The sequence below is a fragment of the Agromyces sp. Y182 genome (genome assembly GCF_059445385.1).
Genome location: NZ_JCAIUF010000001.1, coordinates 317,823 through 340,909, shown reverse-complemented (window position 1 = coordinate 340,909; position 23,087 = coordinate 317,823). Strand labels below are relative to the sequence as shown.

The 23,087-nt window shown below is 69.2% G+C and carries 20 protein-coding genes; 11 read left to right on the top strand and 9 right to left on the bottom strand.

Annotation, left to right across the window (positions count from 1 at the left end; all coding sequences use genetic code 11):
• Positions 1 to 31: 31 nt before the first annotated feature.
• Positions 32 to 1,513, top strand: coding sequence for an adenosylhomocysteinase (gene ahcY, locus AC1C2R_RS01595; protein ID WP_495378706.1), 1,482 nt, complete (start codon positions 32 to 34; stop codon positions 1,511 to 1,513).
• A 161-nt stretch (positions 1,514 to 1,674) separates the two neighbouring features.
• Here ahcY and AC1C2R_RS01590 read toward each other — a convergent pair whose 3' ends face one another.
• Positions 1,675 to 2,517, bottom strand: coding sequence for an RDD family protein (locus AC1C2R_RS01590; RefSeq protein WP_495350782.1), 843 nt, complete (start codon positions 2,515 to 2,517; stop codon positions 1,675 to 1,677).
• Positions 2,518 to 2,534: 17 nt separating this feature from the next.
• Here AC1C2R_RS01590 and AC1C2R_RS01585 point away from each other — a divergent pair, with 17 nt between their 5' ends.
• Positions 2,535 to 3,530 (top strand): stage II sporulation protein M, encoded by a 996-nt coding sequence (locus tag AC1C2R_RS01585; protein WP_495378705.1) that lies wholly within the window; start codon positions 2,535 to 2,537, stop codon positions 3,528 to 3,530.
• Positions 3,531 to 3,726: 196 nt separating this feature from the next.
• On the opposite strand, the gene aqpZ is transcribed toward AC1C2R_RS01585, so the two are convergent.
• The 6 genes from aqpZ to AC1C2R_RS01555 form a co-directional block, all read right to left on the bottom strand.
• A complete protein-coding gene (gene aqpZ, locus AC1C2R_RS01580) occupies positions 3,727 to 4,482 on the bottom strand; it encodes an aquaporin Z (protein WP_495378704.1) in 756 nt (251 codons plus the stop codon).
• A gap of 192 nt (positions 4,483 to 4,674) precedes the next feature.
• Positions 4,675 to 6,012 carry a DUF58 domain-containing protein gene (locus AC1C2R_RS01575; RefSeq protein ID WP_495378703.1) on the bottom strand — a complete coding sequence of 446 codons (1,338 nt, stop codon included), beginning with the start codon at positions 6,010 to 6,012 and terminating at the stop codon, positions 4,675 to 4,677.
• A 17-nt stretch (positions 6,013 to 6,029) separates the two neighbouring features.
• Positions 6,030 to 7,019, bottom strand: coding sequence for an AAA family ATPase (locus tag AC1C2R_RS01570; protein ID WP_495378702.1), 990 nt, complete (start codon positions 7,017 to 7,019; stop codon positions 6,030 to 6,032).
• Entirely contained in the window at positions 7,016 to 8,329 is a 1,314-nt protein-coding gene (locus AC1C2R_RS01565) for a DUF4350 domain-containing protein (protein ID WP_495378701.1), read from the bottom strand. The genes AC1C2R_RS01570 and AC1C2R_RS01565 overlap by 4 nt, the downstream gene beginning before the upstream one ends.
• Positions 8,330 to 8,415: 86 nt before the next feature.
• Entirely contained in the window at positions 8,416 to 9,123 is a 708-nt protein-coding gene (locus AC1C2R_RS01560; RefSeq protein ID WP_495378700.1) for a DUF4129 domain-containing protein, read from the bottom strand.
• Complete coding sequence (locus AC1C2R_RS01555; protein WP_495378699.1) at positions 9,120 to 10,352, bottom strand: DUF7847 domain-containing protein; 1,233 nt, start codon at positions 10,350 to 10,352, stop codon at positions 9,120 to 9,122. The genes AC1C2R_RS01560 and AC1C2R_RS01555 overlap by 4 nt, the downstream gene beginning before the upstream one ends.
• 158 nt (positions 10,353 to 10,510) lie before the next feature.
• Between AC1C2R_RS01555 and mtrA the strand changes: the two genes are divergently transcribed.
• From mtrA to secA, 6 genes are all read left to right on the top strand, one after another.
• Positions 10,511 to 11,191: an MtrAB system response regulator MtrA gene (gene mtrA / locus AC1C2R_RS01550; protein ID WP_495378698.1), complete on the top strand. Its 681-nt coding sequence runs from the start codon at positions 10,511 to 10,513 to the stop codon at positions 11,189 to 11,191.
• An 8-nt stretch (positions 11,192 to 11,199) separates the two neighbouring features.
• A complete protein-coding gene (mtrB, locus tag AC1C2R_RS01545) occupies positions 11,200 to 12,936 on the top strand; it encodes an MtrAB system histidine kinase MtrB (protein ID WP_495378697.1) in 1,737 nt (578 codons plus the stop codon).
• Complete coding sequence (locus AC1C2R_RS01540; RefSeq protein WP_495378696.1) at positions 12,929 to 14,611, top strand: LpqB family beta-propeller domain-containing protein; 1,683 nt, start codon at positions 12,929 to 12,931, stop codon at positions 14,609 to 14,611. The genes mtrB and AC1C2R_RS01540 overlap by 8 nt, the downstream gene beginning before the upstream one ends.
• A gap of 95 nt (positions 14,612 to 14,706) precedes the next feature.
• Positions 14,707 to 15,543 (top strand): ComF family protein, encoded by an 837-nt coding sequence (locus AC1C2R_RS01535; RefSeq protein WP_495378695.1) that lies wholly within the window; start codon positions 14,707 to 14,709, stop codon positions 15,541 to 15,543.
• A gap of 23 nt (positions 15,544 to 15,566) precedes the next feature.
• Entirely contained in the window at positions 15,567 to 16,274 is a 708-nt protein-coding gene (gene hpf, locus AC1C2R_RS01530) for a ribosome hibernation-promoting factor, HPF/YfiA family (protein ID WP_495350770.1), read from the top strand.
• 230 nt (positions 16,275 to 16,504) lie between these two features.
• Positions 16,505 to 19,288 carry a preprotein translocase subunit SecA gene (gene secA / locus AC1C2R_RS01525; RefSeq protein WP_495378694.1) on the top strand — a complete coding sequence of 928 codons (2,784 nt, stop codon included), beginning with the start codon at positions 16,505 to 16,507 and terminating at the stop codon, positions 19,286 to 19,288.
• A gap of 217 nt (positions 19,289 to 19,505) precedes the next feature.
• Here secA and AC1C2R_RS01520 read toward each other — a convergent pair whose 3' ends face one another.
• Complete coding sequence (locus AC1C2R_RS01520; RefSeq protein ID WP_495350768.1) at positions 19,506 to 19,958, bottom strand: Rv3235 family protein; 453 nt, start codon at positions 19,956 to 19,958, stop codon at positions 19,506 to 19,508.
• Positions 19,959 to 20,140: 182 nt separating this feature from the next.
• Between AC1C2R_RS01520 and AC1C2R_RS01515 the strand changes: the two genes are divergently transcribed.
• A complete protein-coding gene (locus AC1C2R_RS01515) occupies positions 20,141 to 20,740 on the top strand; it encodes a hypothetical protein (protein ID WP_495350767.1) in 600 nt (199 codons plus the stop codon).
• Between the two features lie 34 nt (positions 20,741 to 20,774).
• Here the strand turns inward: AC1C2R_RS01515 and AC1C2R_RS01510 are convergent, their stop codons facing one another.
• Complete coding sequence (locus AC1C2R_RS01510) at positions 20,775 to 21,068, bottom strand: helix-turn-helix domain-containing protein (protein WP_495350766.1); 294 nt, start codon at positions 21,066 to 21,068, stop codon at positions 20,775 to 20,777.
• 122 nt (positions 21,069 to 21,190) lie between these two features.
• Here AC1C2R_RS01510 and AC1C2R_RS01505 point away from each other — a divergent pair, with 122 nt between their 5' ends.
• Together AC1C2R_RS01505 and AC1C2R_RS01500 are read left to right on the top strand one after the other, a co-directional pair.
• Positions 21,191 to 21,820 carry an SAF domain-containing protein gene (locus AC1C2R_RS01505; RefSeq protein WP_495378693.1) on the top strand — a complete coding sequence of 210 codons (630 nt, stop codon included), beginning with the start codon at positions 21,191 to 21,193 and terminating at the stop codon, positions 21,818 to 21,820.
• Between the two features lies 1 nt (position 21,821).
• On the top strand, positions 21,822 to 23,066 hold the full coding sequence (locus tag AC1C2R_RS01500; protein ID WP_495378692.1) for a CpaE/TadZ family protein: 1,245 nt from the start codon (positions 21,822 to 21,824) through the stop codon (positions 23,064 to 23,066).
• Positions 23,067 to 23,087 lie beyond the last annotated feature (21 nt).

Here is a 23,087-nt window from a genome sequence, read left to right as displayed (position 1 = left end):
CGAACCCCGGGCGAACTGGCAGAATGGGCTCATGACGACGCTGCCCGCGACCACCGCCCTCCCGTTCAAGGTCGCCGACCTCTCACTCGCCGAAGCCGGGCGCCATCAGCTTCGACTCGCCGAGAACGAGATGCCCGGCCTGATGGCCCTTCGAACCGAGTTCGGCGCGTCGAAGCCGCTCGCCGGTGCCCGTATCGCCGGCAGCCTGCACATGACGGTGCAGACCGCGGTGCTGATCGAGACCCTCGTCGCGCTCGGCGCGCACGTGCGCTGGGCGAGCTGCAACATCTTCTCAACGCAAGACGAGGCCGCCGCGGCGGTCGTCGTCGGCCCCGACGGCACTGTCGACGCGCCCGCGGGCGTGCCCGTCTACGCCTGGAAGGGCGAGTCGCTCGAGGAGTACTGGTGGTGCTCCGACCGCATCTTCGACTGGTCGGCGGAAGCCGCGGCATCCGGTGCGGACTGGATCGGCCCGAACATGATCCTCGACGACGGCGGCGACGCGACGATGCTCGTGCACCACGGCCGTGATTTCGAGGCCGCAGGCGTCGTGCCTGCGGCGGCGGATGACGCGAGTCACGAGTTCCGTGTCGTGCTCGACACGCTGCGCCGCTCGCTCGAGCTCAGCACGGACCGCTGGACCCGCATCGCGGCAGAGCTCCAGGGCGTCACCGAAGAGACCACGACCGGCGTGCATCGCCTCTACGAACTGCACGCGAAGGGGGAGCTGCTCTTCCCGGCGATCAACGTCAACGACTCCGTCACGAAGTCGAAGTTCGACAACAAGTACGGCATCCGTCACTCGCTGCCCGACGGGCTGAATCGAGCCACCGACGTGCTCATGGGCGGCAAGGTCGCGTTCGTCGTCGGCTACGGCGACGTGGGCAAGGGCGCCGCAGAGGCGCTGCGCGGCCAGGGCGCCCGGGTCATCGTCGCCGAGGTCGACCCGATCTGCGCGCTGCAGGCCGCGATGGACGGCTACCAGGTCGCCCGCCTCGCCGACGTCATCGGCGAGGTCGACATCTTCGTCACCTGCACCGGCAACAAAGACGTGATCCGGGTCGAGCACATGCTCGGCATGAAGCACCTCGCGATCGTCGCGAACGTCGGACACTTCGACAACGAGATCGACATGGCCGGCCTCGAGTCGCTCACCGGCGCCGAGCGCATCGAGATCAAGCCGCAGGTGCACGAGTGGCGGCTGCCGAGCGGGCGTTCGATTCTCGTGCTCTCCGAGGGGCGGCTCATGAACCTCGGCAATGCGACGGGGCATCCCTCGTTCGTCATGTCGAACTCGTTCACCAACCAGGTGCTCGCTCAGATCGAGCTCTGGGCTCGCCCCGAGCAGTACCCCGTGGGTGTGTACGTGCTGCCGAAGCACCTCGACGAGAAGGTCGCGCGACTGCACCTCGACTCGCTCGGCGTGGAGCTCACCGAGCTCTCGCCTGAGCAGGCCGCGTACATCGGCGTGCCCGTCGAGGGTCCGTACAAAGTCGACCAGTACCGCTACTGAGCCCCCACCCGCTGGTCGAGTGGCGACGAAGGAGCGTATCGAGACCTGGTACCCGGCACGCCTACTCGACCGACGAGGTGCGAGCCACCCGCTGGTCGAGTAGCGACGAAGGAGCGTATCGAGGCCTGGTACCCGGCCCGCCTCCTCGGCCGACGACCTCGTCAGCGCTCGGGAAACCCGGGCGGGGTCGCCGTGAGCACGGGGGCGAGCGACGCCATGCGCGCATCCTCGAGCGCGATGGCCGTCGCGTCGCGCTCGCGCCGGAGGGCGGCGACGCCCGCGAGGAACAGCTCGGGCGCGGCATCCGGCACGGGGGAGACCAACGGGGCGACCTCGATCGCGAGGGATGCCGCGACGCGCGCGCGGCTCTCGGGAACGAGGTGCCCGGCGTTCGTGAAGAACGCGGCGACGCGGCGCGCGAGCGGGTCTGGCAGGCGCCCGACGTCGGCGATCGCCGCCCAGCCGACGAGCTCGGCGGGCACGCCGAAGGCGGTCGAGGGGAGCTTCGGCACCCGCTCGACCTGCGCATGGGTGCCGGCCAGCAGGTCGCCGAGCCGCTTCGATGAAGAGTTCAGGAATCCGACGAGCACCGCAAGGCCGCCGAATGTCATATAGATCTCGACCACACCGGTGAGGGCGCGGATGAACGCGTGCCGGAACCCGATCGACCCGCCGTCGTCGCGCACCACTCGAAGGCCCAGCGCGAGCTTGCCGAGAGAGCGGCCCCGTGTCGCGGTCTCGACAGCGGTCGGCACGATGACGATGCAGATCACGATGCCCGCGATCAGGATGGCTTGGAACCCGGTCTCATCGATACCGAGCCCCGCCAGTGCGAGCAGCAGGCCGAGGAAGAGCAACACAGAGACGAGCACATCGATCGCCGCTCCGCCGGCACGGATCAGCGCGCTCGCGGGGCGCACATCGAGTGCTACGGCCTCACCCGTGAGCACGCCCTCGTCGTCGAATCGGGCGACGCGGTGTGCGACGGCGGGGGCTTGGGGCATGGGTAGTATTCAAGCAGATGGACCTCGACGCACTCGCCTCCGCTCGTCACGACGACTGGCAGCGCCTCGACGCGCTCGCACGCCGCAGCCGCCTCGCCGGCCCCGAGACCGATGAGCTCATCGAACGCTATCAGGGCGCGGCATCCGACCTCTCGCTCGTACAGACGACGGCCGGCTCGACGGCGCTCGGCGACCGATTGTCGGTCTCGCTCGCGCGGGCCCGCCTGGCGTTCACCGGCGCACCCGAGAACCCCCTGCGCCAGTTCACGCGCTTCGTCGTCGTGAGCCTGCCTGCAGCCCTGTACCGGTTGCGCTGGCTGACCCTGGCCGTGGCACTCGTGACGGTCGCCGTCGCGGCCCTCTACGCCTGGTGGATCGGCGCAGACCCGCGCGTGCTGGCGTCCCTCGGCAGTGAGTCCGAGTTCCGTCAGCTCGCCGAAGAGGGGTTCGTCGCCTACTACTCCGAGAATCCGGCTGCGTCGTTCGCCGGCGCCGTGTGGACGAACAACGCATGGATCGCCGCGCAATGCGTCGCCTTTGGCATCCTCGGTGTCTGGGTGCCGTGGGTCGTGCTGCAGAACGCGCAGAACCTCGGCATCACCGCGGCGATCATGTTCGCCTACGACGAGGCAGATACCTTCTTCCTCTACATCGCACCGCACGGGCTGCTCGAGCTCACGTGCGTCTTCGTCGCAGCAGCGGCCGGGCTCCGCATCTTCTGGGCCTGGGTCGCGCCCGGGGCGCGCCCGCGTGGCGTTGCACTCGCCGAAGATGCGCGGTCGTTGTTCAGCGTCGCGATCGGGCTCGTGTTCTTCCTCTTCGTCTCTGGGCTCATCGAGGGGTTCGTGACTCCCGCCCCGTGGCCGTGGCCGGTGAAGATCGGCATCGGGGTGGCGGCCCTCGGCGGCTTCCTCGCGTACATGCTGGTGCTCGGACGGCGTGCCTGGCTCGCGGGCGAGACCGGTGATCTCGTCGAGTTCGACGCGGGCGCGCGGCGCATCGTCGCCGGCTGATCGAGCGGATGCCGCGGCATCCGCTTCGTCGCGCCCTGCAGGCTGCCTGCCCACCTGTGCACGTGAACCGGCGGTGGCGTCGTGCGCGCGGTCGTAGTCGTGGTTGTCGTGACGAGTCGCTTGAGATGACGAATGGCGGATGCCCCGTTGGACATCCGCGATCGCCGGTGCGGACTACGCGTGAGCTACGCGCGGGCTACGCCGTCACCCGCTTCGTTCGGTCGAAGACGACCTTGTAGATCGCGCCGGCGATGATCGCGCCGAGGATCGGTGCGACGATCGAGACCCACAGCTGGGTCCAGGCGATGCCGCCGCCGTAGAGTGCGGTGGCGATCGAACGCGCCGGGTTGAATGAGGCGTTCGAGACGGGGATCGCGACGAGGGCGAGCAGCGTCAGGGTGAGCCCGATCGCGAGCGGCGCGAAGCCGGCGGCGGCGCGCGCTCCGGTGACGCCGAGGATCACGAAGAGGAAGACGGCCGTGGCGATCGTCTCGATGAGGAAGACCGACCACAGACCGTAGCCGCCGGGCGAGAGCTCGTCGTAGCCGGTCGATGCGCCGGTGAAGACGATGATGTCGAACTTCGGGCCCGCCGACAGGATCGCGAGCAGCAGGCTCGACGCGAGGATGCCGCCGACGATCTGCACTGCGATGTACGGTCCGACCTCGCGCCACGAGAATCGGCCGGCCACCGCAAGGCCGATACTCACCGCGGGGTTGAAGTGCCCGCCCGAGAACGGACCGAACGCGTACGCGCCGACGACCACCGTGAGGCCGAGGGCGAGGGAGACACCGAGGAATCCGATGTTCAGGCCCCCGTCGCCGCCCGCGAATCCCGCGGCGAAGATCACCGCGCCGACCACGCCGAACACGAGGATGAAGGTGCCGAGGAGTTCGGCCGTGAGCTTCTGCGCGGTCGAAGGGGCTTCGACGACAACTGCGGTGTCAGACACGGGGATTCCTTTCCTGGAACGAGAACGCATGGTGGCGCGACCCCCTGGCCGCACCTGATGCGAAGATAGCGACCCCGACCGTCGCCGTCGGTGAACCGGGCGCGAATGTTGGGAATCAGCTGAGCGTGGGGAAACATCGCGACGCGCGACGAAACGCGGCGGCATTCGGTGACGCGAGACGTCACCCAGGCCTCAGAGCCGCCCTGACGCCTTCAGATCGAGGTAGAGGTCGGCAAGGGCCGGCGGCAGCTCATGCGGGGCAGCTGCGACGGTGAGCGCGCCGAGTCGGCGGATGGCGGCGCCCACGCGCTCGCCGTCGAGGAGGCCGCGTTCGGCCGCCGCGGCGACATATACCTGCTCGAGATCGTCGCGTGTGCGGCTCGCGTCGATGAGGGCAGGGTCGGCGACGGATGCCACGACCACCGTGTGCCGCCCGGTCAACTGCGGCAACACCGAGAGCAGCCCGCGGGCGCTGCCCGGTGAGTCCGCCGCGGTGAGCAGCACGACGAGGGCGTGCTGGCTCGTGATGCGTCGCACCTGACCCGGGACGGAAGCCCAGTCGGCCTCGATCAGCTCGGCGTCGATGCCGGCCATCGTGTCGACCATTCGGGCGAGCAGTTCTGGTCCGCTCGCCCCGTGCACGCGTCCGCGAAGCCGGCGGTCCCATGCGAGGAAGTCGACCCGGTCGCCGGCGTGCGAGGCGAGGGCGGCCAGCAGCAGCGACGCCTCGAAGGCAGTGTCGAGTCGCGGCTCGTCGGCGATGCGTGCTGCGGCGGTGCGCGAGGTGTCGGCGACGATGACGATGCGGCGGTCGCGCTCGGGTCGCCAGGTGCGCACCATGAGCCGCATGTTGCCCGGCACCTCGGGGTCGGCGTGCCTGGCGGTCGCGCGCCAATCGATCGAGCGCACGTCGTCGCCGCGCACGTACTCGCGGATCGAGTCGAACTCGGTGCCCTGCCCGCGGATGAGGAGTGGCGTGCGCCCGTCGAGTTCGCGCAGGCGAGTGAGCCGCGATGGCAGGTGCACGCGCGAGTGGAACGGCGGCAGTACCCGCACACGCCCGGGAGCGGCGAGCGTGGCCTGCCGTGACCACAGGCCGAGGGGACCGGCCGAGCGGATCGTGACCTGCTCGGCGCGCCGGTCGCCGCGACGCCACGGCGTGAGTTCGAGGGAGACGCTCCGACGTTCGCCTGGCGGCACTCGCAGTGGCGCACGATTGGAGCCGGTGACCCCGGCCGATGGCTCCCATCCGTCGCGCACCGTCGCCCGGAGCATCCGTTGCCCCAGATTCTCGACCCTGAGCGACGCGGTGATCCGTTCGCCCAGCCGCACCCGATCGGGCAGATCACGGTGCAGCGCCACCCGTCGAGGCGATGCAGCGAGCGACAGGTCGAGCACGCCGGCGCCGATGACGAGTGCGAGCCAACCGATCAGCGCGATCCACGCCTCGGGCGCGCCGACGACACCCGCGACGACGACGGGCACGACGCCGAGCGCCACGAGCAGGGCGAACCGACCGGTCAGTGTCATATCAGATCCGTGTCATATCAGAGCGGCACCTGCACTTGTTGCACGATCGACGCCAGCACGGCGTCGACCGAGACGCCCTCGAGCTCCGCCTCGGGCCGCAGTTGCACGCGATGACGCCACACGGGCAGCAGCATCGCCTGCACGTGGTCGGGCGTGAGTGACTCGTAGCCGGTGAGCCACGCCCACGCCTTCGAGGCGGCGAGCAGGCCTGTTGTGCCTCGCGGGCTCACACCGAGCCGCATCGACGGGCTTCGGCGAGTGGCCCGCGCCAGGTCGACGAGGTAACCGAGCACGTCGTCTTCGACGCGAACAGCGGATGCCGCGGCGCGAGCCGCCGCGAGTTCGGCCGCGCCCAGCACCGGGGTGACGCCCGCCGCGGCGAGGTCATGCGGATCGAAGCCGTCGGCGTGGCGGCGCAGGAGCGACAGCTCGTCGACTCGCTCGGGCACATCGAGCACGAGCTTCAGCAGGAACCGGTCGAGTTGCGCCTCGGGCAGCGAGTAGGTGCCTTCGTACTCGATCGGGTTCTGGGTCGCGGCGACCATGAACGGGTCGGGGAGGGGCTGGGTCACGCCGTCGGCGGAGACCTGGCGCTCCTCCATCGCCTCGAGCAGGGACGACTGCGTCTTCGGTGGCGTGCGGTTGATCTCATCGGCGAGCAGGATGTTCGTGAACACGGGCCCCTCGCGGAACGCGAACTCTCCGGAGCGGGGGTCGTACGCGAGCGAGCCCGTGACATCGCCCGGCATGAGGTCGGGCGTGAACTGCAGGCGTCTCGTGTCGAGCTGCAGGGTGCGGCTCAGGGTGCGCACGAGCAACGTCTTGGCGACGCCCGGCACGCCCTCGAGCAGCACGTGGCCGCGCGTGAGCAGGGCGATGATGAGGCCCGTGACTGCGCCGTCTTGGCCGACGACGGCCTTGCCGACCTCGGTGCGCACGCGGTTGAGCGCGGCGCGGAGTTCCTCGTCGGTCGCTGCGCCGGTCGAAGCGAAGATGGGGTCGGTCATGGGAGCCTTCCTGTGGGGTCGGTTGTCTGAGCATCGAGCGCTGAGCTTGTTTCGCTCGCTGAGCTTGTTTCGCGCGCTGAGCTTGCTTCGTTCGCTGAGCTTGTCGAAGCGTGCGCGCCCCCTTCGACGGGCTCAGGGCGCGAAGCATGCGGGTCGAGGGAGCGGTGCACGTCGGACTCCAGCCGGGCGAGTTCGCCGGCGAGGTCGACGAGCTCGCGGTCGTGCATCGGATCGGCATCGACGAGCAGTCGCCGCACGGACGCCTCGTCACGGCCGGTCGCCCGCGCCGCGGCATCCGTCACCTGGGCGACGTCGGCCGAGCGCGGAAGCCGGAGCGCCCGCCCGATGCGCCGGATCGTGCCGATTCGCAACTGGTCGAGCGCGTGGATGCGTGCACCGGTGCGTGCGTAGAGACGCGCCCGACCGGCGCTCGTCTCGCCCGCGGGCACGTGCACGGGAAGGTTCTCGACGACGAGCGGGCCGAAGCGGCGACCGCGCCAGATGCCGGCGACGATCACCACGACGATGGCGAGCACCATGACGGGACTCACCCATCCGGGCGTCAGTTCACCGATCGTGGGGGCGTCGGCCGCGTCGGCGTCACCGGGGCCCGGCAGGTACCAGACGAGGTCATCGGATGCCCCGGCGAGCCCGATCGCGAGCGCCGCGTTGCCCGCCTGGGTGATCGTCTCGTTCGCGAAGACCGTTGTGGCGCCGACGATCGCGATCTCGCCGCCGCTCAAGCCGGGACCGGCTGCGACGGCGAAACCGAACTCGCCGTCGCGGAAGCAGCCCTTCCACCCGGCGTCGGCCGCTTCATCGTCGATCGTGAGCAGCCGTTGCCCGTCCGAAAGCGACTCGACGCGCGCGGCAGGGCCGAGATCGCAGTCGACGTCGTCGATGGGACCGCTCGCCGCACCGGCGAGCCGCACACCCGGTGCGAGCGCCTCGAGCGCCGTGAACCCGGGCTCGACGACGACGAGACGGTCGGCCGCCTCGGCGAGTTCGGCAAGTCGTCGATCGTCGAGGATGCCGTATTCGTCGTACAACATCACCGTCGCACCGGCGGTGGCTGCGTCGAGGGCGGGCTCGAGCGACCGCGCCTCGAGCACCGTGACGCCGTGGCCGCGCAATACCTGGACGAGCGCCTTCGCGCCCGCCGGGGCCGGGTTGTCGGCGGCGAGCGGCGAGCCAGGCTGGCGGGCACCGCCCTGGATCGCAATCACGAGCAGCGCGCCGAGCACGAGCACGGCGGCGATCACGAGCCAGGCCCGACGATGCCGCACGAAGGCACGAACCGTGGGGGTCACGGCGGGCGCCGCGCTCGTCGGCACTGTGCTTGTTGGCGCAGACGTGGGCTCAGACGGGGGCACAGGCGCGTCAGCGACGGAGGCCCTCATCGAGAGACCCCGGCGGCTTCGCGGTCACCGGTGCCGGTCTCTGCGCCGTCGTCGGTGCCGGATGCCACGTGGTCGGTGCTGCCCGCCGGACGGGCGACCGAGATGCCTCGCTCGAGCGCGCTCAGCCGCTCGTAGTTTTCGGCCGAGCCGGCGCGACCGAGATAGCGCACGCCATCGAAGTCTGCGGCGGCTGCACGCAGCTGCGTTCCGAACTCGGGGAAGGGGCGGGCCGCGGCATCCACGAACCCTCTCGCCGTCGTGCCGGGATGCACCGTGACGACCTCGCGCTCGACGAGACCCCGCACGAGCGCGCGGAATCGCTCTTCGATGGCGAGGGGCCAGTCGCCCGCCGAGGCAGCTCCGGCGGCCGCCCGCCGCAACGTCTCGAGGTCGCGCAGATCGTGGTCGTCGAAGAGCGGCACCTCGCTGCGGCGCCGACGTCGCAGCCGCGGCAGCCCGAACACGAGGATGCCGACCACCACCACCGCGATGACGAGCAGCACGATCAGCAGGGTGAGGATCGGCCCGGGCAACCCCGTTGCGCCGTCGAAGAGCCCGAGGAACCAGTCGCGGATCGTCTGCATCAAGAGATCGAAGGGACTCGGCTTCGCGGCCTGGTACTCGGGCTTGGCGAGTTCGTCTTCGAGCCACCGGCGCGCCTCGGGCGCGTCGGGGTCGAGGGGCGTGCCGCGAAACCGGGTCAAGACCACGTCGGAGCGGGTGCGGTGCCCGCTGGCGCCGTCGGCGCAGGCGCGCGATAGGGATCGGTCACGGGCGACCCGGCGTCACGCTGTTCGACGTACCGCACGAGTTCGAGGTCGAGGGCTTCAGTGCGCATGCGCAGGTCGATGTAGATGACGGCGACGAGCGAGGCCTGCACGACCGCGGTGATGGCGCCGATCAACAGCGAGAGGATGACGGTCACGACCGTCGTCACGATCGTGATCGCGACGGCTGCGCCGCTGCCGGTCGGATCGATCACTGCGGCGAGGATCGTGCCGATGAGCGACACCGGCTGCACGACGACTTGGGAGGCGAGGTTCAGGATGAACCCGACGAGCAGCAGTGTACCGAAGGTGCGCCAGAAGTAGCCGTCGGTCAGGCGCCAGGAACGACGCATGGCGGTGCCGATGCCGGCGCCCTCGAGCACGATGACGCTCGGCACGAGCGAGAGCTTCGTGCCGAGCCAAGCGGCGAGGACGACGAGGCCGAGTGCGGCGAACAGCACGACGAGGATCGCCATGATCAGGGTGAACGGGTCGGTGAGCGCCGCGACCACGATGACCACGACGAACACTGCGACCACGAGGAGAACCGCGCCCGTCACGATCGCCGTCCAGCCGAGCAACGGCCAGATGCGCTTCGCCGCCCGCTTCCAGAGTGCACCGAAGCCGAGTCGTTCGCCGAGCGTGCCGCTGGCGACCTCGACGACCATCACGCCCTGTAGGAAGGCGCTCGCGATGAGCGACAGCACGACGGGCACGAGCATCAGCAGGATGAAGCCGCCTACGGCGCCCGAGAGCACGGCGTCGACGTCTTCGGACGACGCCCCCTCGATGCGGGTGAAGCCGAGCACCGCGAATGGCAGTACGACCGCGAGCGTCGCGACGACCGAGACCAGCTGAACGACGAGACCCGTGCCGAACGTCGCGGCCGGGTTGCGTCGCAGCACTCGGAACGGCGCCCAGAGCAGGGTGCCGAAACCGAGCGGGCGCAGGGGGAGGAGCCCGGGTTTCGGTGGCGGCGTCCAGCCGAGCGGGGCTCCGTACGGCGCTTGCGGCGAGGGCGGCGCGCCTGGATATGGTCCTGCGGATGCCGCGGGCGGCTGTGGCGGCGGGAACGCGGGCCCTTGCCCGTACGACGGGTTCTGGGCATTTGGCACCGGGGGCTGCGCGGAAGCGCCGCCGGGCGCCTGCCAGTCGTGGTCTGACACCAAGTGCGGCTCCTTCCGGCGGATTCCCCAATGCTCGCACATTCCACGGGCGCGGCGATGACTCTCCACAGGGCTTCGGATACCCTCCCAGCCGCGACCGACTACGCTTGACGCACTGGTTTCGGCCGTGACCCGGCGGTGCTGACAGGAATGAACGGATGACTCCACGCGTACTCGTCGTCGACGACGACACGGCCCTCGCCGAGATGATCGGCATCGTGCTGCGCACCGAGGGCTTCGAGCCCTTCTTCTGCGCCGACGGCACGGGCGCGCTCGCCGCGTTCCGCGAGACGAAGCCCGACCTCGTGCTGCTCGACCTCATGCTGCCGGGCATCGACGGCATCGAGGTGTGCGGACGCATCCGCGCCGAGTCGGGCACACCCATCATCATGCTGACCGCGAAGACCGACACCACCGATGTGGTGAAGGGACTCGAGTCGGGCGCCGACGATTACATGGTCAAGCCCTTCAACCCGAAAGAACTCGTCGCCCGCATCCGCACGCGCCTGCGCCCTTCGCCCGAACCGGCGGCCGCGACGCTCCGCATCGGCGATCTCACGATCGATGCGGCCGGGCATGAGGTGCGCCGCGGTGAGACCCGCATCAATCTCACGCCGTTGGAGTTCGACCTGCTCCTCACGCTCGCCTCGAAGCCGCAGCAGGTGTTCACCCGCGAAATGCTGCTCGAGCAGGTGTGGGGTTACCACTACAAAGCCGACACACGCCTCGTGAACGTGCACGTGCAGCGCCTTCGCGCGAAGGTCGAGCATGACCCCGACAACCCGCGCATCGTGATGACCGTGCGCGGCGTCGGCTATCGAGCCGGCGCGACCACCTAGGCGAGCGGATGTCGCAGGCAGAGGCCCCGGCGCTCCTCAGCGCCGGCTCGTGGCGTGACGCGGGGCGTCGCGTCGCAGCTCTGCCCCGCCAAGTGACCGAGTTCTGGCGTCGCTCGCTGCAGTTCCGCACGGTCATCATCACGCTCGCCCTCTCGTCGCTCGCGATCTTCGTGATCGGCATCTACATCTCGTTCAGCATCGCCTCGAACCTCTTCCAGACGCAGCTCGAGGAGGCAACCGGCAACGCGAACAACGCGACGGTCGCGGCCCAGCAATATCTCGAAGGGTCCGTTGCCGCCGATCGGGCTTCGTTGCAGGAGGTCATGGCGTCCGTCGAACGCACGGTGAGGAGCGTCTCGGGCAGCGCGTCGATCGCCTACTTCCGCCAGCCCGACGAAGCGCCGAGTGCGATCGCACCGCCCACCCGAATCGCGCCGAGTCTCGCGGGCGTGATCACACCCGAGTTGCGCGAGCGGGTGCAGGGCGATGAAGACGGGCAGTACTGGCAGTCGGTCGCGCTCGAGGGCGAGGACGGCGCCGACGATCCCGGCGTCGTCGTCGGCAGTACGATCATGGTGCCGGCCGCCGGGGCGTACGAGCTCTATATCGGGTACAACTTCGCCGCAGCGCAAGAGACGCTCGCGTTCATGCAGCTCGTCGGCCTCATCGGCGCTGCGGCGCTGCTCCTGCTCCTCAGCGCGATCACTCTGCTCGTCGTGCGATGGGTGATCGAGCCGATCCGTTCGACGGCGGCGACGAGCCGGCGCCTCGCGGCCGGCGATCTCGGCGTGCGCATGCCCGAGAAGGGCGAAGACGAGTTGGCGACGCTCGCGGCCTCCTTCAATGGCATGGCCGACAGCCTCCAAGCGCGCATTCGCGAGCTCGCGGAACTCTCGGTCATGCAGCAGCGATTCGTCTCGGATGTCTCCCACGAGCTGCGTACACCGCTCACGACGATCCGACTCGCGGGCGATGTGCTCTACGGTCAGCGCGACGATTTTCCCGGCCCGACCTCGCGCACCGTCGAGCTGCTGCACACGCAGACCGAACGATTCGAGACGCTCCTCGCCGACCTGCTCGAGATCAGTCGCTACGACGCGGGCTCGATCGAACTCGAGACCGAGCCGACGAACCTCGTGCACCTCGCGGGCGACGCGATCGAGTCGATGCACGAACTCGCCCGCAGCCGCGGCAGCGAGCTGCGGCTGGACGCCCCCGGCGGCCATCTCGATGCCCGCGTCGACCCGCGCCGCATCCGCCGTATCGTGCGCAACCTCCTCGGCAACGCCATCGAGCACGGCGAGGGGCGGCCGATCGTCGTCGCCGTCGACAGCAACGCATCGGCCATCGCCCTCTCGGTGCGCGATTACGGTCACGGCATGACCGCCGACGATGCCGCGCGGGTGTTCGACCGGTTCTGGCGGGCCGACCCGAGTCGCACCCGCACGATCGGCGGCACCGGTCTCGGGCTCGCCATCGCCCTCGAAGACGCCGTCGCCCATGGCGGCTCACTCGAAGTCTGGTCGAAGCGCGGCTCGGGCACCGTGTTCCGTCTCACGCTTCCTCGCACGGCCGACGCTGATCTCGAGGCCGTCGACTCCCCGCTGCCGCTCGAACCCGATGACATCGATGCGACAGGGCCGCCGGCAACCGGTGTCGTACGTGCGGTCGCGACCGATGCCGCGGTCGAGGCCGAGACCGCGGTCGAGACGGATGTCGCAGGGCAGGAGGTGCGCGATGCGTAGACGCGTGTTCGCGGTGCCCGCGGCCCTCGCCGTGGCGGTGCTGCTCGCCGGGTGCGTCTCGATTCCGAGTTCCGGCGGAGTGAATGCGGGCGCTCCGGCACCCGTCGAGGAGTCGCTCGAGCTCGACACGATCGTGCCGCCCCCGGCGAAGGATGCGACGCAGCAGCAGATCCTCGACGGGTTCATCGCGGCTGCAGCGAGCCCCACCAACAACTACCAGGTGGCGCGCCAGTTCCTCACGAACGCCTTCGCGGACGAATGGCGGGCCGCCGGGGCCACGATCGACGTCCTCGCCGATCGTGAGTTCGTGGTCACCGGCGAGACGTCGATGGTCGTCGAAACGACTCCCGCGGCATCGCTCTCGGAGTCCGGGCAGTACGTCGTGTCGGAGTCGACGTCGCCGATTCCGCTGCCGTACAACTTCGAGCAGGTCGACGGGCAGTGGCGAATCTCGTCGGCACCGCAGGGCCTGCTTCTCGACGAGACGACCTTCACCCAGGTCTTCCGCGACTACGCGCTCTACTTCTTCGACCCGCAGTACGACTACCTCGTGCCCGACGTGCGGTGGTTCGCGGGGCGCGATTCGGCGCAGACGAGCATCGTCCGCGCGCTGCTTGCCGGGCCGTCCGACTGGCTCGAGCCGGGCGTCGTCTCAGCGTTCCCTGAAGGGGTGCGGCTCGATCCGGCGTCGGTGCCGGTCAGCGGGCGCGTGGCGAGCGTCGACCTCGCCGGAGCGACGTTCGACGACCTCGTCACCGTGCAACGCATGCATCTGCAACTCGAGGCGAGCCTCGACGGTGTGCGGAACGTCGACTCCGTCGCCCTCTCGCTGAACGGTGCCGAGCAAGACGTTCCCGAGCTCTCACCGGTTCCGGTCGTGAACCCATCGGTGGATCCTCGGCCGGCAGTCTCCGACGGCACGACGTTCGGCCATCTCGCGACGTCGGGGGAGAGTATCGAACAGATTCCGGGCATCTCACCGCAGGTCGAATTGCTTCTGCCCACCGGAGTCTCGCTCGGCGTCGGCGGCGAGGCGGCCGCAGTGCGCAACGCTGAGGGCGTCTGGGTCGTGCGCGCCGACGAGGAGCCTGTGCGACTCGATCCGCGTGAGGGGCTCGTGGTGCCCTCGATCGACGGCGAAGGCATCGTCTGGTCGGTGCCGACGGCATCCCCCGACCAGCTCATCTGGTACCCAGCGGACGAGCCGAGCGATGGCGTGCAGATGCCGGTGCCGTGGAGCGGTTCCTCGATCGCCGCGATCGAGGTGTCGCGCGACTCCACCCGGCTCATCGCGCTCCTCGGCGACGGGGCGAGTACGCACTTCGTGGCCGTCGCGATCCAGCGCGACGCCTCGGGCACGCCGATCGCGCTCGGCCCGGTCCTCGGCCTTGCGGATGTCGAGGGCACCCCTCTCGACGTCGCCTGGCTCGACGACCGCACGGTCGCCTCCCTCACGGAATTGCCGGGCGGCGACACACAGATGGTGATCCAAGAGCTCGGAGGCTTCGCAGCGATCAGCGAGGGGCCCGAGGGTGGTCGCTCGATCGTCGGCGGCAACAGCGAATCCGAGCTGCGAGTGCTGACCACCGATGATGTGCTCGTTGCGCGCAGCGGCGTCGGCTGGCAGCCGAGGGCGACCGGCATCCGCCTCGTCGCACCGCAGCAGCCCGATTGAGCCGACCCGTCCTCCACAGCGACCGTACGCACGATCATCGCCCGCACTCGCGGGCGCCTCTGCCACCGTCAGTCGGCACCTGTCAATGTGGCGCGATGCACGATGAGCCCGCGCCGCACCTCGCCGGGTCGCGCATCGGCGGGCTCGTGGAGGCCGCGGTGCGCGACGCGATCGCGGTGCTGCTCCCGGTGACGTGCTCGGGCTGCGGCGCGCCCGACCGCAGCGTGTGCGCCGTGTGCGCCCTCGCGCTCGCGCCTGCGCCTCGGCCCATCGAGCGAGACGCGCTGAGAGTGTGGGCGGGTCTCGAGTACGAGGGAGTCGCTGCCGCAGTGCTCGGGGCGTTCAAAGACGGTGCGCGAACGGATGCCGCGTGGGCGCTCGCCCCCGCCCTGCGCGGCGCGATCCTCGCCGCCCTCGCCAACGTTCCCGCCGGCTCGCCGGTCGAGGTGTGCACGATCCCGTCGACGCCTGCTGCGCGCCGAGCGCGCGGGTACGCGCCCGTCGACGTGCTGCTCGGGCGATGCGGCATCCGCTCGTCGCGCGTGCTGAAGCTCGCCCGGGAACGCGCCGATCAGGCCGGCCTCGACGCCGAGTCCCGGCGCCGGAATGCGGCGGGCGGGCTCGTGGCCCGCGGTCGCCGACCCTCGATCCTCGCCGCGGCGACGGCCGTTGACGGCGCCGGCGCCGACCTCGCCGGACGCCGATTCCTGCTCGTCGACGACATCGTCACGACCGGTTCCACCCTCGCCGAAGCGGTGCGCGCGCTCGCCGCGGCGGGAGGCGAGACCGTCGCGATCGCGGTGCTCGCCGAGACGCCGCGGAGGTTCCCGCGGCGTGCAGGATTCTCACGGGAAACACGCCGTGACATTGCCGCACAAGGGGGCTACGGTGGCAGGACAGGCGTGGTCGATCCACCCTTCAGAACCGGGTGACACGTCGGTGAACGGAGGTCGTCATGGAACTGAACATCGTCGGACGAAACCTGGGGATCACGGACCGATTCCGCGCCTATGCGGCGGAGAAGGCCGAGAAGGTGACGCATCTGGCCGAGCGCGCGATCTCACTCGAGGTCAAGCTCAGCCGTCACAACGAGAAGAACGGCAACCCGGGCCCCGACCGCGTCGAGCTCACTCTGATCGGCAAAGGGCCAGTGGTCCGCGCCGAGGCAGATGGCTCCGACAAGTACGCGGCGTTCGACGTCGCACTCGGGCGGTTGCTCGAGCGCATCCGGCGGGCGAAGGATCGCCGCAAAGTGCACCGCGGCGGGTCCCGACGGCCGACCTCGCTTCGTGAAGCCACCGATCTCGGATTCTCCGACGTCGGCGTGCAGGCTGCGGCGTCCGAAGTGCTCGAACAGGTTCGTACGGGCAGCATTCCCGTCATCGACGAGAACGAGCCGCATGTCGAGGAAGACGAGGTGTACTGCCCCGTCGTGATCCGTCGCAAGGTATTCGCCTCCACGCCGATGACCGTCGACGACGCGCTCTACTTCATGGAGCTCGTCGGTCACGACTTCTACCTGTTCGTCGATGCGGAATCGGGGCGTCCCAGCGTCGTCTACCGTCGCAAGGGATGGGATTACGGACTCATCGGGCTCGACGAACGCGCCGAGGAGCGGGCGCCGTCGAGCTCGCAGATCGAATTGGAGCGCGCGAGCGCGTGACATCCGCTCGCTGAGCGGTCTTGCTCGCTGAGCTTGCCGAAGCGAGCCGGCCGGCGCGGTCGCGATCACTTCGACGAGATCGGTGAACGTGGCGGGCGGGGCTTCGGCAGCTCTGTGAGCCCCGGCCCGTTCACCGCTAGCATGGCTATGATGGCCGTCTGCACGGCGGCAACGGGCGTGCCCGGGGCTCATCCCGAGGCCCTGCGCCCAACAACAACAGGAGAACATTCGTGGCTTCGATTCTGGAAAGGGTCCTCCGCGTCGGTGAGGGCCGCACCCTCAAGCGGCTGGAGAACTACGCAGCGGCGATCAACGCCCTCGAAGACGGATTCCAGGCGCTCAGTGACGACGAGTTGCGGAGCGAGACGGTCGAGCTCCGCGAGCGCTACTCGAACGGCGAGTCGCTCGACGATCTGCTGCCCGAGGCGTTCGCAGCGGTGCGCGAAGCGAGTCGGCGCACCCTCGGCCTCCGCCACTTCGATGTGCAGCTCATGGGCGGGGCGGCCCTGCACCTCGGCAACATCGCCGAGATGAAGACCGGTGAGGGCAAGACCCTCGTCGCGACCACCGCCGCCTACCTCAACGCGCTCACCAGCCGCGGCGTGCACATCGTCACGGTCAACGACTTCCTCGCGAGCTATCAGTCCGAACTCATGGGCCGTGTGTTCCGCGCCCTCGGCATGACCACCGGGTGCATCGTGGCCGGCCAGAACCCGCAGGTGCGCCGCGAGCAGTACGCGGCCGACATCACCTACGGCACGAACAACGAGTTCGGCTTCGACTACCTGCGCGACAACATGGCCTGGCAGTCGAGCGACATGGTGCAGCGCGGCCACTACTTCGCGATCGTCGACGAGGTCGACTCGATCCTCATCGACGAGGCGCGCACGCCGCTCATCATCTCGGGCCCTGCGTCGGGTGAGGCGAACCGGTGGTTCACCGAGTTCGCGAATCTCGCGAAGCGACTCGTGGCGGGTGAAGACTACGAGGTCGACGAGAAGAAGCGCACCGTCGGCGTGCTCGAGCCCGGCATCGAGAAGGTCGAAGACTACCTCGGCATCGACAACCTCTACGAGTCGGCGAACACGCCCCTGATCTCGTTCCTGAACAACTCCATCAAGGCAAACGCCCTGTTCAAGCGCGACAAGGACTACGTCGTGATGAACGGCGAGGTGTTGATCGTCGACGAGCACACCGGCCGAATCCTCGTCGGCCGTCGCTACAACGAAGGCATCCACCAGGCGATCGAGGCGAAAGAGGGAGTGCAGGTCAAGGCCGAGAACCAGACCCTCGCCACCGTCACGCTGCAGAACTACTTCCGCCTCTACGGCAAGCTTTCGGGCATGACCGGTACCGCCGAGACCGAGGCATCCGAGTTCATGGCGACCTACAAGCTCGGCGTCGTGCCGATCCCCACCAACAAGCCGATGGTGCGTCTCGACCAGCCGGACCTCGTCTATAAGAACGAGGAGGCGAAATTCGCGCAGGTCGTCGAAGACATCGTCGAACGCCACAAGCAGGGCCAGCCCGTGCTCGTCGGCACGACGAGCGTCGAGAAGAGCGAATACCTCTCCCGACTCCTCGCCAAGAAGGGCGTGCGGCACGAGGTGCTGAACGCGAAGAACCACGCGCGCGAGGCCGCGATCGTCGCGCAGGCGGGCCGGCACAGCGCCGTCACGGTCGCGACGAACATGGCCGGTCGCGGCACCGACGTCATGCTGGGCGGCAACGCCGAGTTCATCGCCGTGCAGCTCATGCACGAGCGCGGCCTCAGCCCGGTCGACACTCCCGAAGAATACGAAGCCGCTTGGGACGAGGTCTTCGGGAAGGTCAAGGGCGAGGTCGCCGTCGAAGCCGAGAAGGTGCTCAGCGCCGGCGGGCTCTACGTGCTCGGCACCGAGCGTCACGAATCGCGCCGCATCGACAATCAGCTGCGCGGTCGCTCCGGTCGTCAGGGCGACCCGGGCGAGAGCCGTTTCTACCTCTCGCTCACCGACGATCTCATGCGACTCTTCAACGCCGGTGCCGCCGAGAGCCTCATGTCGCGCGGAGTGCCCGACGATGTCGCCATCGAGTCGAAGGTGGTCTCGCGCGCCATCCGATCCGCACAATCGCAAGTCGAAGCCCGGAACGCCGAGATTCGCAAGAACGTGCTGAAGTACGACGATGTGCTGAACCGTCAACGCGAGGCCATCTACAGCGACCGCCGTCACATCCTCGAGGGCGACGACCTGCACGAGCGTACGCAGCGGTTCCTCGAAGACGTCATCGACGAGGTGCTCGACACCCACACTGCCGAAGGCAACCCCGACGAGTGGGACTTCGACGCGCTTTGGACTGAACTCAAGACGCTCTATCCGATCGGCATCACGATCGACGAGGTCGTCGCCGAGGCGGGAGAGAAGGGTCGCGTGAACCGCGACTTCATCCGCCGAGAGATCCTCTCCGACGCGAAGATGGCCTACTCCCGACGCGAGCAGCAGCTCGGCTCGCCCGCGATGCGCGAACTCGAGCGTCGTGTCGTGCTCTCGGTCATCGACCGCCGCTGGCGCGACCACCTCTACGAGATGGACTACTTGAAAGACGGCATCGGCCTGCGCGCCATGGCCCAGCGCGACCCCCTGGTCGAGTATCAGCGCGAGGGTTATGCCATGTTCCAGCAGATGATGGGCTCGATCCGCGAAGAGACGGTCGGCTTCCTCTTCAACCTCGAAGTCGAGGTCGCGCCGCAGGCAGGCGCTGGAGCCAAGATCGAAGCAAAGGGCCTCGGACGCCAGGGCGCAACCGACGACAAGCTCAGCTATTCGGCACCGAGCGACGCCGGCGGCGTCGAGGTGCGCAACGAGCGCGGACAAGTGCAGCAGGCGGCGACGCAGCGAGCACGCCGGGCCGTCGCCGAGAGCCAGGCGCCGGCTGCCGAAGAGACACGCGGCGCATTCGGTCAGCGCACGGGCGGCGAAGTGGCGCCGCAGAATCGTGCAGAGCGGCGGGCTCAAGACCGCAAGGGTCGCTAGCCCACTGCTGAACCCCGGTCTGGTGCGTTGTCCGGCCGGGGTTTCGCACGAAGCAGGGTGCGCCGTGGCGCGTCAGCGTGATCCGCCACCAGTTGCTCTGCGTGCGTGAACTCAGGCGTGCGTGTGCTCGGCCGTGCGTGTGCTCAGGCGTGCGTGTGCTCGGCCGTGCGTGCTCGGCCGGGCGTGTGCTCAGGCGCGTGTGCTCGGGCGTCTCGGCTCAGAGCACGCCGATGGCGCTCGCACGCCAACGCTGGTCGAAGCCCTCGATGCGGATCGCGACCGCCCGGGACCTCGCCTTCTGGTGCACCATGACGACCGCCTCGACCACGCCGTCGGCGGGCTCGCACATGAGTACGCGGCCGACGGTGAACGCGGGCCGCTGCGGTGATTGCCCCTTGACCCTGCGTGCGCGCGCCGCGAGCACGACCCGCTTGGAGAGATTGCGGTAGACATCGTCGTTGACCCACCTCGCAAGCTGTTCGAGGTCGCGAGCACCGCCGAGCGCTTCGATGACGCAGTGGGTCAGGTTGCGCAGCAGCGGCTCGGGATCGGGTAGCTCGGTGCGGCGGGCCGGCTGGCGGGCGAAGTACTCATCTTCATCGTCGAGGAATTGTGCTGCGGATCCTCGATTCACGGCCGTTCGGGTGGCGATCGCGTCGCGTGCGGTCATCTGTACTCCAAGGGGGAGGATGGCTCGCCGGACGTGCCGTCGGGCGACGGGTACACCCCCTTGTGGGGGACATCGGGGTGTTCCCTGAGTGAACCGTATGCAGGCGGCGAAACCGTGTCAAGAGTTTTCCTCGCCTGTGGAAAACGTTTCCGTCATGGTGCGACGCACGGTAGCGTCTCTGCATGCGCTGGGACCTGTTGTTCGACGACCTCGAGTCGCAGATCGACCAAGACCAGCGCGACGAGGAGCGCTCGCTCGCCATCGAAGAGGAGCGGCTGCGACTCGGCAGGCTGACGCTTCGCGATCGGCTGGCCGCGATCGCCCGATCAGAGTCCGATGAACCCGGAGCGTTCGTCCGGATCGAGCTGCATGGTGGTCGCACCGTCGCGTTGCAGCCGCAGATGTTCGGCCGTGATTGGGTGAGCGGGCGATCGATCGAGTCCGGACAGGCGGGCGCCCAATGCGTTGTGCCGATCGCCGCGATCGCCGCGGTGCTGCCCACCCGCGAACAACTGGAGCCGAGCCTCGAGTCGGTGCCCGAGGCATCCGCTCGCCTCGCAGAACGCATCGGGATGCCCTTCGTGCTGCGCGACCTGTGCCGTCGCCGCACAGCGGTGCGCGTGAGCACGCTCGACGGTCAGGCGCATGGCACGATCGACCGGGTCGCGCGCGACCATATCGACCTCGCGTTGCACGAACCCGGCGCTCCGCGACGCGAGCACGAGGTGCACGGTTATCGCATCGTTCCGCTCGCCCGCGTGCTGCTCATCGACTTCCGCTGAGGGGGTCGGGGGTAGAGGATCGCGGTTGGGACGCTCAGTCGACGGGTCGAACACGCCCGGTGCGCGCGCCGGAGAGCTCGGCGATGTTCGCGAACTCGCCCTGATTCCACGCCGAGTGCCGGCGCGTCTCTTCATATTGGAGTTCGATCCAGACCTCGAGTTGCACGCGTTCGATGCGCCATGGACCGGCTGTGCCGATGCGAATCGCCGGCAGTTCCCCGGAGCGGACCAGGTCGTCGACGGCCGCCACATCGACCGCGAGGATCTCGGCGGCGTCTGCGAGCGTGAGGAAGCGGCCGATCTCGTCGCCCGCACCTGGAGAGGTCATGTCTTGATTATCGACCGGAAGCGGGTCGGCCGGGGCGGCTGTGGATAACTTCCGACCAATCTCGCGGGTTCGGGCGACGATAGACCCCGGCGCGACTCGCGCAGAGCGGAAGGAAGCACACGATGGCACGTCGTCAGGAACGCGGGGAGCGGGGAGCGCTGCGTCTCGACCCGCGCCTCATCATCGGGATCGTGCTCATCGCGGGTTCCACCCTCGGGGTCTCCGCCCTCGTGACCGGTCTCGACGACGGCGTCGACGTCTACGTCGCCCGCGACACGATGACTCCCGGCACGCGCATCCACGCCGATGACCTCACCACCGAGTCCGTGCGGCTCGGCGCGGCCACCGCCAGGTACCTCGAAGCCGGCGACATTCCCGCCGATGGGCTCGTCGTGTCGCGCACCGTGACCGCCGGCGAGCTCGTACCCGAGTCCTCGGTCGATGATGCCGACCGCACGGGGCTCGCCACCGTCGTCGTGCCGAGCCGTGACGCGCTTCCCGCAGGAATCGCCGCCGGTGCACGAGTCGACCTCTGGACCGCGAAGCAGGTCGACGGCGGCGGGTTCGCGCCGCCGGCCGTACTCGTCTCGGGCGCAGAGATCGCCGGTGTCATCGAGAGCGAGGGCATGGTTTCGTCGGGCGGCGTCTCGGTGGAGCTCCTGATTCCCAGAGAGAAGGTTGCGGCGCTGCTCGAGGCACTCGCCGCGAGCGACGCGATCGATCTCGTGCCCGCCCGTTCGGCAGGCGAGTGAGATGGCGCGCCTCGCGCTCGCCCTCGACGGTACGACGGAAGACCGCATCCTCGCCGATGTCGTCGAGCACGGCCACACGATCGTCGCCCGGCTCGTCGGATGGCGCGACCTCGTCGACAGTCTCGACCTGCTGGCACCCGAAGTCGTGCTCGTCGGCGCAGGCAGGGGCACGCTGAGCGAAGAACTGCTGACCGCGTGCGACGAGCGCGGCATCCGTCTGGTCGCACTGGCCAGCAGCGACGCCGAGCGCGCGGAGGCCGCACGACTGGGATTGCACGAGGTGATCGACAGCGCCGCGCCCTGGCCCGAGATCGAAATGATCGTGAGCGGGGGAGTGCCCGTGCCGTCGCGCGTCGGCGATCCCCGGTCGAAGAGCGACCGTACGGCTTCCGTCATCGCAGTCTGGGGCCCCGGCGGCGCGCCCGGGCGCAGCACGATCGCGGTGAATCTCGCGGCCGAGATCGCTGCTGCGGGGCACACCGTCGCGCTCGTCGACGCCGACCCCTATGGCGGTGCGATCGCACCATCGCTCGGGTTACTCGACGAGGCCCCAGGGTTCGCCTCAGCGTGCCGACTCGCCGGTGCTGATGCGCTCGACCGTGCCGAGCTCGAGCGCATCGCCCAGCGCTACTCGGTACCGCGCGCGGCGTTCAACGTCTTCACCGGCCTCGTCGGTCCGAGCCGCTGGCCCGAACTCTCGCGCGAGCGGGTGACCGCGGCCATCGGTGCGATGCGCATGTGGGTCGAGTACGTCGTCGTCGACACCGGGTTCAGTCTCGAGCACGACGAAGAACTGACGAGCGACCAGTTCGCTCCGCGGCGCAACGCCGCGACATTCGCCGCGCTCGCCGCCGCCGACCGAATCGTCGCCGTCGGCTTGGCCGACCCGGTCGGACTCTCGCGCCTGCTCCGCGGTCATGGTGAACTCATCGACCTCGTCGACCCCGAGCGCATCGACGTGGTCGTGAATCGGGTGCGCTCGAGCGCGCTCGGTATCGACGCGCATGCGCAGGTGCGCCAGACGCTGCGCCGCTTCGGTGGGCTCTCCGATGCGACACTGCTGCCGCATGATGCCAAGGCGACGGATGCCGCGATCCTCACCGCTCGAACGCTGCGTGATGCGGCACCGCGCTCGCCGTTGCGCGCCTCCATCCGCGAGTACGCGCTCGAGAGCATCTTGCCGGTGCCGCAGGCGCGCCGACGGGGCTTCGCGATTCCGGCGTTCCGGCGGGCTGCAGCAAGCTGACCCGAGTGCGGGCATTACGCT

Excerpts from the sequence above, each read along its gene's own strand:
- mtrB (WP_495378697.1), top strand. The coding sequence starts at position 11,200 with ATGTCGCAGGCAGAGGCCCCGGCGCTCCTCAGCGCCGGCTCGTGGCGT.
- AC1C2R_RS01520 (WP_495350768.1), bottom strand. The coding sequence starts at position 19,958 with ATGACCGCACGCGACGCGATCGCCACCCGAACGGCCGTGAATCGAGGA.
- AC1C2R_RS01510 (WP_495350766.1), bottom strand. The coding sequence starts at position 21,068 with ATGACCTCTCCAGGTGCGGGCGACGAGATCGGCCGCTTCCTCACGCTC.
- AC1C2R_RS01590 (WP_495350782.1), bottom strand. The coding sequence starts at position 2,517 with ATGCCCCAAGCCCCCGCCGTCGCACACCGCGTCGCCCGATTCGACGAC.
- hpf (WP_495350770.1), top strand. The coding sequence starts at position 15,567 with ATGGAACTGAACATCGTCGGACGAAACCTGGGGATCACGGACCGATTC.
- AC1C2R_RS01540 (WP_495378696.1), top strand. The coding sequence starts at position 12,929 with ATGCGTAGACGCGTGTTCGCGGTGCCCGCGGCCCTCGCCGTGGCGGTG.
- AC1C2R_RS01505 (WP_495378693.1), top strand. The coding sequence starts at position 21,191 with ATGGCACGTCGTCAGGAACGCGGGGAGCGGGGAGCGCTGCGTCTCGAC.
- AC1C2R_RS01535 (WP_495378695.1), top strand. The coding sequence starts at position 14,707 with ATGCACGATGAGCCCGCGCCGCACCTCGCCGGGTCGCGCATCGGCGGG.
- AC1C2R_RS01575 (WP_495378703.1), bottom strand. The coding sequence starts at position 6,012 with ATGACACTGACCGGTCGGTTCGCCCTGCTCGTGGCGCTCGGCGTCGTG.
- mtrA (WP_495378698.1), top strand. The coding sequence starts at position 10,511 with ATGACTCCACGCGTACTCGTCGTCGACGACGACACGGCCCTCGCCGAG.
- AC1C2R_RS01585 (WP_495378705.1), top strand. The coding sequence starts at position 2,535 with ATGGACCTCGACGCACTCGCCTCCGCTCGTCACGACGACTGGCAGCGC.
- AC1C2R_RS01515 (WP_495350767.1), top strand. The coding sequence starts at position 20,141 with ATGCGCTGGGACCTGTTGTTCGACGACCTCGAGTCGCAGATCGACCAA.
- ahcY (WP_495378706.1), top strand. The coding sequence starts at position 32 with ATGACGACGCTGCCCGCGACCACCGCCCTCCCGTTCAAGGTCGCCGAC.
- AC1C2R_RS01570 (WP_495378702.1), bottom strand. The coding sequence starts at position 7,019 with ATGACCGACCCCATCTTCGCTTCGACCGGCGCAGCGACCGACGAGGAA.
- AC1C2R_RS01500 (WP_495378692.1), top strand. The coding sequence starts at position 21,822 with ATGGCGCGCCTCGCGCTCGCCCTCGACGGTACGACGGAAGACCGCATC.